Genomic DNA, 15359 nt, shown 5'->3' on the forward strand with positions numbered 1-15359 from the left:
TTAATATCCATCACACACATCACTTACCTAATTATAGATTGGCTCATTTAGGCGACGATATAGAGGAATACAAGCATACATATCGTATTCTTAATATGATTGGGTCAGCATAGCTAAAACAAAAAATGCTGCCGTCAATGGGTAATGGCAATTGAAACCGTCAACCTTGTATTCTTTTTAACGCTTCTATAAAAACTGTTTTCTGATCCTTAAGAAAACTGTAAAGGTTATTAAATCGTATGACAAAAAAACAGTTCCCCATCCGAATCATCTGGCGATCCAGGATGGGGAACTGTTTTTGCTTATCGCTTACACTACAGGTATTTCAATCGTTACGCTTTCTGATTTCTCAGTGGAAATAATCAGCGTAGCAGTTCCTTTTTCCACACCAGCCCGAACGACGACCTGCATTCGACCGTTGTAAGTCTCATGCATCGAATCGAAATAGTTCTCTTCCGTTCTCGCTCTTCCCGTTCCACTGCCTTGAATGACGGCTGGTCCCTCTATGGCAACTGTAACTTTCCGCTGCACCGCCGTATTAAGGATTCCGCTGGCATCAACAAGTTCAATGTTAACGTAGCAAAGATCGTTTGACCCTGCACGCAGATCTTCGCGCTCCTTGGTCACTTTCAGTTGCGGTGTTCCGGCCGACTTCAGGTTGTAACGTCCGACTTCCTTGCCTCCGATGTAAGCAACAGCTTCAACTTCCCCTGGCTCAAATGTGGTATCCCACTTGCAGTAAAATTTCTTGAAATCGTCTCCAACCGTCTTCCTGCCTTGAGATTTACCATTGATAAATAGTTCTGCTTCCTCAGCATCCGAGTATACCTCAACTACGACTCCTTTGCCCTCCCAACCGGGCCATGTCCAGCTGCTTATGGAATCCGTCCAGCCCCATAGGCTCAATTTTGCATCTCGACCATAGTACTCAGGTTTCTGCACGGCAATGTAGGGCTTGTGACCGCGTCCACCCCACACAATCTCACGCCAATAGGAAATCGGAAGCCGGTGACCCGTAATATCGAAATCCCCGGTCTGGGCGGTAATCCATGGATATGGAGCATAGACAATGATGCCTGGGTCTCCTTCATAACTGACTTTGCCGATGCCAACCTCACCCAGGTAATCCCAAGCGGTCCACGAAAAGTCTCCCAATACAAATCCATTATTTTTCACAATTTCCCATATATGGTCCAGTGCTGCCGGATGTGACTCTGCGCCAACAAAGGTTTTATTGTTGGACTTCTCGTGTTCAATGAGGTACCGTTCAGGTGAATAATTGTAACCTTCGATGTCTAGCACTCCCAGTGCTTCCTCGATCATGTCTTGAATGATGTTACTTGATGAAAATTGACCCATAAGCGGTCCCATCGCTTGCATAACCTGATTAATCTCACCGCTATCCAGCGAACTGCTTAATTCAGAGAATCCTTGGTCAACTGCGATTTCTTTGATCCTTCCCAAGGTGGTCATGATTGGATTCACGCCATTGGTGATGTAACGGGTGTCATCCAGTGAACGAATCTTCTCAATAATTTTTCGGCCCAGAATGTTACCATGTCGAGAACCAATTTCCGCAAGTTCATTACCGATCGAATACATGATAACACTAGGATGGTTGTAATCCTTGCCAATCATGCGTTCCACGTCCTGTTCCCAATGCTCTATAAACGTTGTGGCGTAGTCATAATCGATTTTGCCGTGCGTCCAACAGTCGGTCAATTCATCCATCACAAGCATACCGTGCTTATCGCAAGCATCCAACAGCGTTCTGCCCATCGGGTGGTGGGCAGCGCGTATTGCATTGTAACCTGCTTCTTTTAGCTTACGAATCCGGCGTTCTTCGGCGTCTTTGAAGGCAGCGGCGCCAATGACTCCGTTATCATGGTGAATGCATCCTCCTTTTAACTTCAACGTCCTACCATTGATGCGCAGGCCATGAACGCTGTCCAGCTGCAGCTTGCGTATACCAAATGTCGTGATGTCTTCGTCCACAACCTTGTCGTTCAACTTTATGACTGTAGTGCAAGTGTACAGATTCGGGTTATCCGTGTCCCAGAGTTTAGGAGACGACAGTGTTATTCTCTGCCAGGCCGATATCTCACCTCGGGATGCTACTGAGAATTTCGTCGCCTCCTCGCTTACTACTTTTTCTTCAGCGTCCTTGATTGTGGTGATTGCATAACCGGTGTGCAGTCCCAGATTCTCATTTTTGATCGCGATCTCAATTTGGAGTACGGCCAGATCCGGTTCTGCATCTACTGTTGTAATCCGAACGCCGTCCATGGCAATATAAATCGGTTCCGCTTTCATCAGCTTGACATTACGGTAAATCCCTGAGCCGGTATACCAACGGCTATTGGGTTGGGAGCCGTTCTTCACCACAACCTTAACTTCGTTCTCTTGTCCGTAGCGAAGAAAATCGTTGATCTGCACATAGAAATTCGTGTACCCGTAATCATTTTTACCTGCCAGATCACCGTTAACATAAACGAAAGTATTCATGTAAACGCCTTCAAATTCTAGAAAGACAACTTTCCCCTGATCCTCTTTTGGTAAAATGAGTTTCTTTACATACTCATAATTTCCGCCTTGAAAATATGCTCCTCCTGAACCAGCAGGGTTATCTGCGGAGCGCTCCGTCAAGATCATCGCATCATGGGGCAAATCCACATGGTTTAAATTTTTCTTAATACCCTTCGTAGAAGCTTCAATGATGCTTATATTATTTCCGAATGTCCAATCTTTGTTAAAATCCTGCTTTAACACTCGCTTCTCCTCCATTTCACTGAGAAAACTGCCTCAAACTTAATTACTAAATCTGAATTTATTATAGGCATCCCCTAGAATAGATTAATATAACGGAAATGAAACTCTGATAGCGCACTTTTAACTATTTCTGGTACAAGCCGCTGCCTTGTAATTTGCATATCTAGTACAAAGTGGTTTACCGACTTTGTCACCACAAAAAATCACCTTACGGTGTTTTTCGGTTTAGTTAGATTAATTAAATGTATTAATTTCAGTATAGAGATCTAGTTTTGACCGATCCTCCAGCGGCAGATACCGCAACTTTGCATCTACCATATTTTTATTTAAGAGAATTTATACCTTCCATCGTTTGTTACTTCAAACTTATTTCTCTTAATTTTGTAAGTAGAAGAAATATAAAGAATATCAGATTTTCAATACCATTGATCCGTCAGCACCAAAGCTTAAAGGTAGCGTCCGGAAACAAAGTATCTGGTGCGCTTTTCAGAAGGAGGTCCTCACTGAAATACTCTGAGCCTACTGCAACCAGATACGTGAGTGCAAGTCCGCCCTTGAACAGCAGAGTGACCATAGCGTACGCTGCTTCTATAGCGAACTCCAAATGTTGTTCTTATTTATGTAAACAGGATTAAAAAACTCCCGAGGACTCGTAGAGAGCGCCTCGGGAGACGGAATTGTGCTGCTAAAGGCATTACGCTGTCTTTGGCTAATAGGTCATTTATTAAATATACTTTGGAGCAACTCAATTTTATATTTTTCGCCCGCTTCGTTATTTTCGATATCAGCTACACTAACAGTCTCGCCGTTTTCATCCTTCTTCTCTACTGTATATCCGTGATTAGTATCGAAGTATTTAATATTTGTATAAATGCCTTCCTTCTCCAATATCTTTGCATATCGTTCGCCCTGCAAATGAAGCGGGTCTTGCTTTCCAAGGATAAAATAAGCAGGGGGAAGCTTCTTGAGTTCTTCCGCTGAAGCATAGGGAGGAGATACAATTGGGTCATCAGTGGGAACATCAGGAAAGAAGGTATCATGGAGCTGTCCAATAAACCCACTAAAAATTCCTAAATCATCCTCTTTAGGTGCTGTAAAGTCAAGAAAGGGCATTTCAAGGAGTTGCGCAGCAACTTTAATGTTTTCTCTTGAAAGGAGCAGCGCAGTACCGGCAGTAATGTGTCCCCCAGCACTTCCTCCGCTAATGACAATATTGTCAGGTTGAACTTTCAAGGATTCTGCATTTTCCTGCAGCCATTTTACCGTATCAGCCATTTCTTCCTGTTGGTAAGGGAATGGCTCTGTTTGAAGCAATCTGTAGTTAAGATTGACAACGATGCAGTTAGCTGAGTCTGCGATCTTTTTATTAAATTCATCTCCATCGATTGCATCAAAGCTGATCCACGCACCACCATGCGCATAGACAAACACCGGAAGATCTTCCGTACGTCCTTCTGGTTCATACCAGATGGCTTCTACTGGATCCTTACCATCTCGTTCAATAACTATTCTCTTACCCAAAGTATCCTTTTCATTCGCTTCTTTTCTGATTGTAATAGCGTTTTCCCTTATTTTCATAACGCCGAGCTTACTCACTTTCGTTCCGCCTGCGGTATTAAGCCAATAATACGCTAAAGCACCGATGCCCGCGATTGCAATAAACGCGATAAGGATAGCAACTCGGTAACGCTTGAAAAAGCTTTTTTTTTCTGAAGTATGTTCTGGAATTCCATTATTTTCACTCATGTAATAACCTCTCTTATTTTGTGAATTGACGATAACACTTATGCTTAGCTTGAAGTTCATTAACTCTCGCTTCAATCACTTTTAATTCATAGACAATCCTCCTAACCCTTTTAGTTTGATTTTTTCAATAAGGTGTTTCCGTATCTTTGTTCTTTCATATTTTATTAGTGGAACCTAAACTGAAAATAAACTGATGTAAAAGGGTGCAATTGATTCACAACTCATAGGTATAAGTAAGACGCGGAAGGCGTAAGGGGATTAAGTCACCCTGACAAAAGGCAGTTCCCTTTTGAATTCAAGATAAAATCAGGATGGGCAACTGCCTCATTCATAAGTTAGCTCTTTAGTTTTAACGTCCATATTCCTTGTCATCTTTGTAAGCGACAGCTTCAAGCGTACCCGTCTATGAGATCCAATGCTACAGGATGCGGTAGCTACTTATTGCCATGTAACTCCGAAAAAATTCTATCGAGCACTCAACCGGACAGGTCCAAGAAGACCACTCGGTTCATGCTGTGCTACCCGGGAACAGAAATCCGTAATCTCTTTTGAAAGCGTATTGGTTACTTCAACAGAAATGGTATTTTCTCCTGATTGAATAAGCTTACTTACGTCAAAACGGTAGGGTGCGCTGATCCGGACACCAGCGGATGTGCCGTTTATGAACACTTCCGCTGTTTCAAATACTTTCCCAAGATCAAGAATAAGTTGTTTTCCGTTAAGCCCATCGTAGTTCAAAAATGTTTCATATCGGAACGTCCCTGAGAAGTCGGGTAGAAGACTAGGTACACTTAGATCGGTCAACTTTTGATGCTCGGCCCATGGGGTAAAGTGAGGATATTGTTCTGAGATTGCTGTCGAGATAGACCACAATGATTCAATGAGAATCTCCTCACCATCTCTTTTCAAGCCCGGCGCTGTCTCGAATGGTTCAAAGCAATCGCTTGATAGCACAACAATCGCCTCAAATGGGGACAGCTCGAGCGAGATTCGGGTAGAATCACCTTCCTGAACACTGCACGTATGGATAACCTTATTGGAATAAGCATCATAGAAGACAAGCGAACCCTTAACCGGTAGAATCACTTCCGTACATATATCCTGAATGGGGTGTTCATTGAAGAACATAAATACATCCATATCCTGATGCCGTACATGATAGTATCGCAGAAACGGGTAGCTGCCGTCCGTGAGGATATCTGTAAACCCGGAGCTTTTTAACTTCTGCGCTAAATCTTCAAGTGCAACTACTTTTACATGTTTGCATCGTTTTAATTGCTCTACAAGTTCCCCTTTCCCACCCTCGCTCGTTCTTGCTGGTAGCCCGCCCACAAAGAAAACCGGCAAACCTTTCTCCGTTAATTCAATAAACCGCAGCAATACTTCACTCGGAAGTGCTTCACTGTATGGAACGATTAAACAGTCATAAGTTTCGCTCAACAACGTCAGTTTCTCGTTCTGAACTGCTGCATCCGCAATGATCGAATCACACGGCACGACATCGCAGTCAATCTGCGCACGCATTAGTTCCTTTACCGGTTTATGAAAATACATATATTGTCCTGACCATTCTGCCTCCGCATGGTACAAAACCACCGCCGATGCGATGTGCAATCCGCTGGTCAGGAGATGAGACATGCGATTAGTATAATGATTTAAATGTTTGTAATAACGATATTGCGGATTTTTACCTCGTGCATACATATGCGGCGGACAATCCGGATCGGGGAACTCCTTTGGAGAGAACGCATGAGGGACGAAGTAATTAACCCCACGTACGAGCATGTGGTCAGTCATCCACTTCATCAGCTTCAGACCTTCGGCCCAACCGTAAGCACCGAATACTTCAGCCATGGTTCTGCCTTGCTTTTTCGGATCAAGATGGGACAGCGATGCCGCCATCTTGGCAAGACCATAGTTGAAAAACTCGTTGTCGGCTTCACCCGCAACCCATGCCGACGGGATTTCATCAAAGCCGGGATTAAGCTGCCACAGTACGACATCCAGCCCCGACATGTCCTGTCCCCCCAACGCTCTGAAGAAATGCCCGCTACCGACACCCAAACGTGCGTGTGTATTGTTGTCTTCGATTACATGACCAATATATTCGATTTTCCGTTCTCTACACCAATCACCGATTTGGTCGGTGAAGTGTTCGGCATATAGCATGCTTACCAGATTCATATAACAATAGCGAGTCTTCGAAGTTGCCTCCTTGCTGCCATTTTGCCATAGCAAGGGTAAAAGTGTTTTATAGTCAGAGCCCAGTTCTTGCTCAAGCAGCCGTTCCATCTCAGGGCACCATGGCAAATCTGCCTTATCTTGCCCAACGGTAATCTCATAGTTGGTAATAATTGCATTCTTTCCACTGTAGAAGCCCGGCTCATCCGAAAAGAAGCCTGCAAAGGTATTCCCGAAGTATTCCTGGTAACGTGAGTAAAAGGCTTCATACACGGTATCGATCAAGACTTTGGTTGAATCCTTTATAAGCGGATTCAAGTAATCCCGCTTTGAAGGGTCTCCTCCGATGGCATTCTCAAAAACCGTAAATATTCTCCAGTATCCTTCAGGTACATCCCAATACAATCTGCCGTTCACCACCCGTGAGGTCAAATCAATAGCCTCGTCTAATAATTCGCCTGTAACAGAGTTCCGCTGAACCGCAATGGCAGTCAGGTTGGACGAGGCGGCTTCATAAAATCCGGGAAGATTGGGAACGGCCACAGCAAATGATGAGCCCGCCTTTGGTCCTAGAGCATCAATATGCAGTTTAGATAGAAAAACGCGGCGCAATTCTTCCGGCGCGTCCTTTAACCGGCCGGCAGCGTGACCTGTTGGAAAGTGATCGTCATCGAGAACCCATACTCGCATTCCTCGTGTCTTGGCTTCTTCTATAATTATATCCATGTCTCTCCACCAGTTCGGTCCAAGAAAGTCGGGGTGCGGACGTGCTTCAACACATACTGCACCTATACCCGATTCGTGAATCCGGGCCATTTCTTCCCGAAGAACCTCTTCATCTTCCCCATGCTGCCAAAAAAACGGCAAGATATAGTTAGCTTCCCTTCCGGATAGAACATCATTTAATTTATTTGGCACTACAAGACCCTTCCCTTCTATTTTTAACTCATTGATTTCGATTCGATGTAAATAAGTAATGATCTCGCTATGTTCTTTTTCTGAAAAATCGCAGTAGAGCAAGTTTTACGGTTTTACAGCCAGAACCTACTTGACAGACAATCTACTGAATTACCTCCCACAAAAATTTCAAATTCTCCTTCTTCAATAACATAATTCATACTCATGTCATAGTAGCCCATTGCCTGATAGGGAACTAGAAAATCGACTTCGTTTTCCACTCCTGCCTGCAATGGAATCTTCGTAAAATCGACCAGCTGTTTTACAGGCCGGACACGCTTCGCCACGATATCGCGGATATAACACTGAATAATCTCAGTTCCATCGCGATCTCCAGTATTCCTTACCTTAACGGACACTCTGATTCCTTCATGCTCTTTCCTCACCTGCAGATCCGAATATAGGAATGTTGTATAGCTTAAGCCATATCCAAACGGATAAACCGGCTCAAGCGGTGTGTCTAAATATTTTGAAGTGAATTTACTCTTTCCTCCCGGGCGACCGGTATTAGTATGTGCATAGTAAACCGGGCATTGCCCGCTGGAATAAGGAAAGGTTGTGGTTAATTTAGCGGATGGATTTATTATCCCGAACAGTATATTTAAGATGGCATTCCCTGCTTCTACACCCGGATGCCATGCCTCGACAATTGCATGTACGTTGTCCGCTACCCACGGGATTGCTAGGGGCCTTCCATTAAACAGAACGGCAATCACCGGTTTACCTGTTTCTATTAATCTCTTCAATAAATCGATCTGTTCTGTGGGCAGCTCTATAGAAGCACGACAGGCCGCTTCACCACTCTGATTTTTGAATTCTCCAATAGCAGCGACATAAACATCGCACTCTTCAGGAATCACTGTATCTTCAGCCATGTAAATAAAGTTAATTCCTTGAGCCTTGCAAGCATCGACAAGGCTTACACAGTCTTGTCCGTCTGCTTTGATGGCCCAGGCTCCCGTCATCTCCTCCCGGTTATTGGCCAGCTCACCCATTAAACCCAACTTCACCCCATTTTTTAAAGGCAGCACATTATCGTTTTTCAGCAGAACGATGGATTTCTCTGCAGCTTCTCTTGCCAGGGAACGGTAGGCTGGCTTCAATATAGCAGCTTTCTCACGTGCTTCCGAAGTACGGTACGGTTGATCAAATAATCCCAGTTCAAACTTAATCCGCAGGATATCAGCCACAGCTCTATCCAGCACATGTTCTTCCACATCACCGTTAGCAATCAGTTCAGCCAGCGTTTCAATGTAAGCATTCGAGGTCATATCCATGTCGAGTCCGGCTTCAATGGCCTGCTTAGATGCATCTGCTAGGTTCTCTGCAATTCCATGAGTGACACATTCTGCAATGGCATTCGCATCGCTAATGGTCATTCCGTCAAATCCCCATTCACCTCGAAGAACACCTGTGAGGAGCCATGAATTCACCGTGCATGGCATTCCATTAATATCATTAAAAGCGGGCATGACCGCTCTTGCTCCGGCTTTAATACAAGCCTCGAATGGCGGGAGATATTCTTCGAATAAACGCTGCATCGATATATCCACCCGGTTGTAATCTTTCCCCGCCTCCGCTGCACCATAACCGGTAAAATGTTTAACGCAGGCCACCATCGCGTCTTCCTTTGTCAAATCATCCCCTTGAAATCCATTTACTTTTGCAGCACCGTAAATGGATGACAGTAAAACATCTTCTCCTGCCCCTTCACTGACACGGCCCCATCTGGCATCCTTTGCTACATCCACCATTGGAGCGAATGTCATATGGACACCGCCTGCAGTCGCTTCTTCTGCCGATATCCTTGCTGTTTTTTTCCATAATTCAGGCTCCCACGCGCAGCTTTCTGCAAGCGGAATTGGTGTTACGGTGCGATAGCCATGAATCACATCGTATCCGAACAAAAGTGGAATACCTAGACGCGTTTCAGTTACAGCTATTTTTTGCAGCTCATTAGCCTTTTTCGCATCATTTAGTCCATTATAGGAACCGATTTTGCCTGCTCTTAAGTCTTCCTCGCGAAAATCCTGTTTAGCTGTACTCATCATGATCTGGAAATCGGCTTTGCTGATCCTTCCGTCAAACACCATATTAACCAGTTCTTCGAAGCTTACATCAAATGCTCCTACCAAAGATGGTCCACACTGCTGAAGTTGTCCAACCTTTTCTTCTATGGTCATTTTAAGTAATAAGGATTGAATTTCATTTTCGTAATTCTTCTTCAATTTGATTCCTCCGGAAAATATAAATTAAATTTAGCTACCAGTCATTACTACATATACATTGAGTTTTTCAAATTATTTATAAATAACGACCATGCGTCCGTTTCCATCGCTTCCAATACTGCTGATTTCTTTTTTTTCTTCATATGAACTTTGGCCCTCCCATTCCTGAATGTACTTACTCCTTCACAGCACCAATGACGATACCTTTTGCAAAGAATTTTTGGAGGAAGGGATAGATCAGCAAGATCGGCAAAGCTCCGATGAAGATTTGTGCAGAATTCAGGGACACGGCATTGAATTTCGCGGCCTCTTCTGCATTCTTGATATCAATATTCGGCATGGATATGGCAGCTTTCAAAAACGTACTCAGCGGCACGTTCTCCGGCTTCATATAGATTTGACCGGATAACCATTCATTCCATTCGCCTACCACGGTGAACAGACCCACGGTCGCCATGACGGGCAGCGATAAGGGCATCATCACTCTTAGATACACTTTCCAGTGCCCGGCACCGTCGATAAAAGCGGCTTCTTCCAGCTCTTTCGGCAATGCCTTGAAAAAATTCATAATCAGGATGATGTTAAAGACATTGACCATCGTCGGCAGGATCAACGCCCATATCGAGTTATACAGACCGATTTTGGTCACTACCAAATACGTCGGGATCATTCCCCCGTTAAACAGCAAGGCTACAATAAAAAATCCGACAAACCATCTGTAACCTGCAATCCCGTTTCGTCCTCCGCCTTTGGAGAGCACATAGGCTGCCATACTGGTCACCAGCAGTCCCAGCGTGACACTTAACAAGGTCCGCTCTACCGAGATCCAGAGGGAACGAAGTAACTGGGTATCTTCCAGTGCCTTGCTGTAGGAACCCAAGTTAAAACCAATCGGCCAGAACGTCACTTTATTGGCGGATACGGCTGCACTGGAACTTAAAGATACAGACAACACATGCAGAAAGGGCAGAATGCACATCACGGCCAGTAGGATCATGACCAGATTGTTGATGAGTTGAAATGTACTGAATTTGGCTGTTGTACGCATTAGGTCCACTCCTTAAAAAATCTTGTATCCTGCCACTTTGTAAGCGATCCGGTAGCCCACTAGAATCAGGATCAGACCCACCACGGATTTGAATAGTCCAATGGCTGTACCGAAACTGTAGTTCCCCCCGATCAAGCCAATGCGGTACACAAAGGTATCGATGATATCGCCGCTTTCGTAGACCAGCGGATTGTACAAGTTGAAGATCTGGTCAAAGCCTGCATTGAGCACGCCGCCCAGAGAAATCGTCAGCATGACACAGATGGTGGGGATCAGACTCGGAAGAGTGATATTCAACATTTGTTTCAGCTTGCCTGCTCCGTCAATTTGAGCGGCTTCATATAGAGCCGGATTAATGCCCACCAGAGCTGCCAGATAAATGATGGACCCGTATCCGAATTCTTTCCATGCGTCCGTCAAGAGCACAATTGGCACAAACCACTTGTTGCTCCCGAGGAAGAACACAGGCTCCTGACCCAAGGCGATAAGCAGCTGGTTCACCAATCCATATTCCGGATTGAGCAGCTGGATGAAAATGCCGCCGAGCACTACCCAGGAAATGAAGTGAGGTAGAAACACAAAGGTCTGAACCGAGGTGCGCAGAAATTTATGTTTCACTTCATTGATCAACAGGGCAAACGCAAGCGTACTGATCATACCGATGACCAATTTGAGGAACGAAATTTTCAGGGTGTTCCAAATGACTTGGATGCTGTCTGGATACTCGAATAAAAACTTGAATTGGTCTAACCCGACCCAGGGAGATTTGGAGATCCCCAGATAAGGCTTATAATCCTGAAAGGCCATTAAGAGGCCACTCATGGGTACATAGACAAAAATCGCGGTCAGTACCACCGCAGGCAGGATCATCAAATATAATCCCCAGCTACCTTTTGTTCTGGATAATTTCATTTTTTTTGCCGGTACAGCAGTATTCATGCCCATGATCTAAATCCTCCCAGCTGATTCTTATAATCCATGTTCATTTTCATTATAATTTCTGCCATTTCGGCTTGATATAAAGCAATGCAAATACCAATAACGCATTCTAAATATTGAATATGCAGAATGCTATTTAAAGGAGTAGCAGGCTCTAATCTGCGCCAATGACGCTATCTTTTAAAATCATAAAATTGCAATTTAAAACAGAATGAACAACAAAAGCTGACGTCGACTATGTGTCAGCGTCAGCCATAAAGGTTATTCCTGCTTTTTAACTTAATCCATTACGTTGAAGTAGATTTCTGCATATTCAATTGATTTAGCATGGAATGCTTCAGCCTCTTCTGGATCATCATCTAAACCATGAATTGATTTAGGGAACGTGAATAAATCATTTTGGATAGATTTCTTATCTAGATGTTCTTTTAGAATTTTCCCATGTTTTGGATTTACTGCAGTATCTCTCTTAGAGTACCCCATCACCGTTGGGACTCCACCAAACGTTTCTACGTAATACACTGGCGACATGGCTTGTATATGTTTTTCCTTTTCTTCTTCTGTCAGATCCGGATTATTTGCTGCACCGGTCAATTTTAGTGTAATCCCTGAACCCATCAATGCTGCATGCGCCTCGTGATCCTCCCAGTCTTTATCTCCTCCGAAAGCTGAAAAATGCATATCTACTGGACCTACCAGATTTACAACAAATTTTACTGGCAAAATCTCTTCTGTTTCAAAATACGGCATATCTGTTCCTCTTGAGTATGCATAAAGCAGAGCAAGATTTCCTCCAGCTGATCCACCGTACGTAGCCATTTGAGTTATATTCCAATTATTTTCGTCAGATAGTGCTTTTAACTTTTTAACACTATTGTGAATATCATTCAACATATCAAAAACTGTCGTCTCTGTTTTTTGAGTTTCGGGATTAATGTAGGTATTATGCATATTAATGGCAATGGATATATATCCTTCGGAAGCATACATCCGAGCAGTACTCTGCGTGGATTCTTTCCCTCCAGATACCCATCCACCACCATAAAGAAGGAGGAAAGCTCCATTTTTCTTACTCGTATCCAAATTATCAGGTATATACACATCCATTTGATTTCGTATATCTGACGGATTAGAACCATACGAAACATTCCTCATCACAGTATAAGCAGCTTCGTTCTCATCCGAAGGAATATCTCCTACTTGTCCGGAAGAAAAAAATACTTCATTAGCCAATATGGATTGTCTATATATTGAGTCAACTTCCATATTGTAGACATATGTCGATCCATCCCCTATAGCGATGAGCCCTTTTTCATGATCAACCGAGTAGTCCAGCACCTTATTGGCCGTTTGTTTCATCATGTATTTGAACACGTCATTTTCTGCCAACGCATGATAAACTTTATCGGTAATTTTATGAGCAACACTTACTTTTCCATTGGGATAGAACGTTAAGCTGGCACTTTCATAAACCTCATATACTTTCTGAATATTATCTAATGTCTCTTTGCTGTTATCTGATAAAGATTTATAAAGACTAATTGCTAAACCTCCCAGTTCAACTGACTGGTTCATATCAAGCGTTTTAGAAAATGCTTCTGCAAAAAATCTATCTTCATTTACAGTAAACAGATTTTTTCTCATCTTCTTTTGGATGTATCCGTAATCCGATACATCCTCCCCCCTTGTCTAATTTTTGTAAATGCAGATGTTCTTGCAACGATACGATAACTTATCTGGAGGACTCCCCCATTGTTGCTTCTTAATTTCTATAAAAAGCGAGGTTACCGTATCCAAGCCCATCTTATTCGAAAAGTATTCCGTTCTTATATCATAGATCTGAAGCATATTGGCTCCTCTCGATTACTCATGTGTTGATTTCGTCAAGAACCTTATGAATCGCTTGATAAGGATCTTCTTTCCAGCCCGATTCTTCATCGAATAGCATGGTCTTTTTGTCTTCTACGGTAAATGCCGGCCAATCCAACTTTTCTGTTGCCGGGGAACCGGTACGGGCGAAGGAGGCCAAGGCGTGCGCCATTGACTTTGAAAGTCGTTCGGCTTCTTTATGATAGACGGCACGGAAAATCAACGGTAAATCAGCTGTGTGCCAAGCGCAAGCCAGCGCCCCCATTCCTGGCATCGGAGAATCATAGGTCGTCATATAATGCCAAACCGGCGCAACCTTTTGCTCTGCCTTAGCCATGGCATTCTTATAAGCACCGCCACCAAGGAAATGACACATGGAAATAATTTGCACCAAGATTTTCCATGGTTGTTTCCGGTCTTCACATGCATCGCGAAAGGTTCGAATCACCGCATCCACATTATCTTCCGACAGGCCTTTTATCCTTTGAACCTCAGCAAAGCTCTGCTTAAGCAACTCTATTCTTACCTCTTCCCAGGTCATCATGGGATCCCTTACTTCCATAGCCAGTTCTTCCTCGGAAGCACCCACCAGAAGCGGCACTTCCGCTGAACAATCAAATGTTTGATAAACGCGATCCGGATTGAAGGGAATGTGTACACCGTCGGGTGTTGGATAAAACGGAGTGCTTTCTTCCTGCACCAATCTCATTCCGCGAATGGTACCTATCAAGGTTTCTGCCGGTACTTCCAGAAGCTTTCGCCAATTCTTTTTAGCAATGCCAAGCTGCTTCAACACCTTCAGCGTTTCAGCCGTACCCTGTTCTTTTGTTTTGGCTCCGATCTGAATCGATCCGCTAACGATGATTGCCTTTGAGTAAAGCCCTTTGGCAGCAGGCATCGACATCAGATGCCCGATTTTTATTCCGCCACCGGATTCGCCGATCAATGTAACATTTGACGGGTCGCCACTGAACTTTTCGATATTACTTCGTATCCACTGCAGGGCCATAACCAAGTCTAGCTGTCCTGCTATTCCGGACTCCGCGTATTCCTCATCAAATTCTCCAAGATACAATCCTCCGAACAGATTCAATCTATGATTAACTGTCACGATAATGATATCTTCCTCGTCCGCCAATCGGTCGCAGATTGCCGCCGTTACCGCTCCCGAGCCGGACATATAACCGCCACCATGAATATACACCATAACCGGCCGTTTTCTCTCATCAATTCCGGGAGTTACCACGTTGAGAACCAAGCAGTTCTCATCGCAATATTCTTCACGCTTGTCATAAGGAGTCCCGCCGGAAAAGTGTTTACCGTATTCCAACAGCACTTGTCTCACTGCATCAGGCAACGTATCCAGCGAGTTCTGTTCCTGCATTGCGATCGGACCAAACCGGGTACAGTCTCGTATTCCGTCCCACCTCGTAGCTGGTCGCGGTGCTTTAAAACGATACTCTCCATCACAACGATCACCGTAAGGAATTCCTAAAAAAACGCCGTTTCCATTTCGATTAAACCCCATGATTTTTCCGGTATTAATCTCTATGACCGGGTTAACTTCAGTTACCTGTGACCAACTTTGTTCTACAGGTTTCATATCCTATATCCTCCTGTCA

The 15359-nt window shown here is 44.0% G+C and carries 8 protein-coding genes; all 8 read right to left on the reverse strand.

Going from position 1 to position 15359, the window contains the following annotated elements; genetic code table 11:
• Nucleotides 1–309: 309 nt before the first annotated feature.
• The 8 genes from AC6CIF_RS21575 to AC6CIF_RS21610 all read right to left on the reverse strand — a co-directional run bounded on the left by AC6CIF_RS21575 (nt 310) and on the right by AC6CIF_RS21610 (nt 15340).
• The gene (locus tag AC6CIF_RS21575; protein WP_498201486.1) at nt 310–2769 is read right to left on the reverse strand and encodes a glycoside hydrolase family 2 TIM barrel-domain containing protein; all 2460 of its coding nucleotides are present in this window, start codon (nt 2767–2769) and stop codon (nt 310–312) included.
• Between the two features lie 717 nt (nt 2770–3486).
• Nucleotides 3487–4515: an alpha/beta hydrolase gene (locus AC6CIF_RS21580; protein WP_249912583.1), complete on the reverse strand. Its 1029-nt coding sequence runs from the start codon at nt 4513–4515 to the stop codon at nt 3487–3489.
• A 465-nt stretch (nt 4516–4980) separates the two neighbouring features.
• Nucleotides 4981–7614, reverse strand: coding sequence for a glycosylhydrolase-like jelly roll fold domain-containing protein (locus AC6CIF_RS21585; protein ID WP_498201487.1), 2634 nt, complete (start codon nt 7612–7614; stop codon nt 4981–4983).
• 113 nt (nt 7615–7727) lie between these two features.
• On the reverse strand, nt 7728–9881 hold the full coding sequence (locus AC6CIF_RS21590) for a glycoside hydrolase family 3 N-terminal domain-containing protein (RefSeq protein WP_498201488.1): 2154 nt from the start codon (nt 9879–9881) through the stop codon (nt 7728–7730).
• Nucleotides 9882–10056: 175 nt separating this feature from the next.
• Nucleotides 10057–10929, reverse strand: a complete 873-nt coding sequence (locus AC6CIF_RS21595; protein ID WP_498201489.1) for a carbohydrate ABC transporter permease — start codon at nt 10927–10929, stop codon at nt 10057–10059.
• Nucleotides 10930–10941: 12 nt separating this feature from the next.
• Nucleotides 10942–11874 carry an ABC transporter permease gene (locus AC6CIF_RS21600; protein WP_498201490.1) on the reverse strand — a complete coding sequence of 311 codons (933 nt, stop codon included), beginning with the start codon at nt 11872–11874 and terminating at the stop codon, nt 10942–10944.
• 273 nt (nt 11875–12147) lie between these two features.
• Nucleotides 12148–13512: a hypothetical protein gene (locus AC6CIF_RS21605; RefSeq protein ID WP_498201491.1), complete on the reverse strand. Its 1365-nt coding sequence runs from the start codon at nt 13510–13512 to the stop codon at nt 12148–12150.
• Nucleotides 13513–13735: 223 nt separating this feature from the next.
• A complete protein-coding gene (locus tag AC6CIF_RS21610) occupies nt 13736–15340 on the reverse strand; it encodes a carboxylesterase/lipase family protein (RefSeq protein WP_413036925.1) in 1605 nt (534 codons plus the stop codon).
• Nucleotides 15341–15359: the final 19 nt, after the last annotated feature.

This window comes from Paenibacillus sp. GQ49 (genome assembly GCF_059759055.1).

Excerpts from the sequence above, each read along its gene's own strand:
- AC6CIF_RS21600 (WP_498201490.1), bottom strand. The coding sequence starts at position 11,874 with ATGGGCATGAATACTGCTGTACCGGCAAAAAAAATGAAATTATCCAGA.
- AC6CIF_RS21580 (WP_249912583.1), bottom strand. The coding sequence starts at position 4,515 with ATGAGTGAAAATAATGGAATTCCAGAACATACTTCAGAAAAAAAAAGC.
- AC6CIF_RS21610 (WP_413036925.1), bottom strand. The coding sequence starts at position 15,340 with ATGAAACCTGTAGAACAAAGTTGGTCACAGGTAACTGAAGTTAACCCG.
- AC6CIF_RS21605 (WP_498201491.1), bottom strand. The coding sequence starts at position 13,512 with ATGAGAAAAAATCTGTTTACTGTAAATGAAGATAGATTTTTTGCAGAA.
- AC6CIF_RS21595 (WP_498201489.1), bottom strand. The coding sequence starts at position 10,929 with ATGCGTACAACAGCCAAATTCAGTACATTTCAACTCATCAACAATCTG.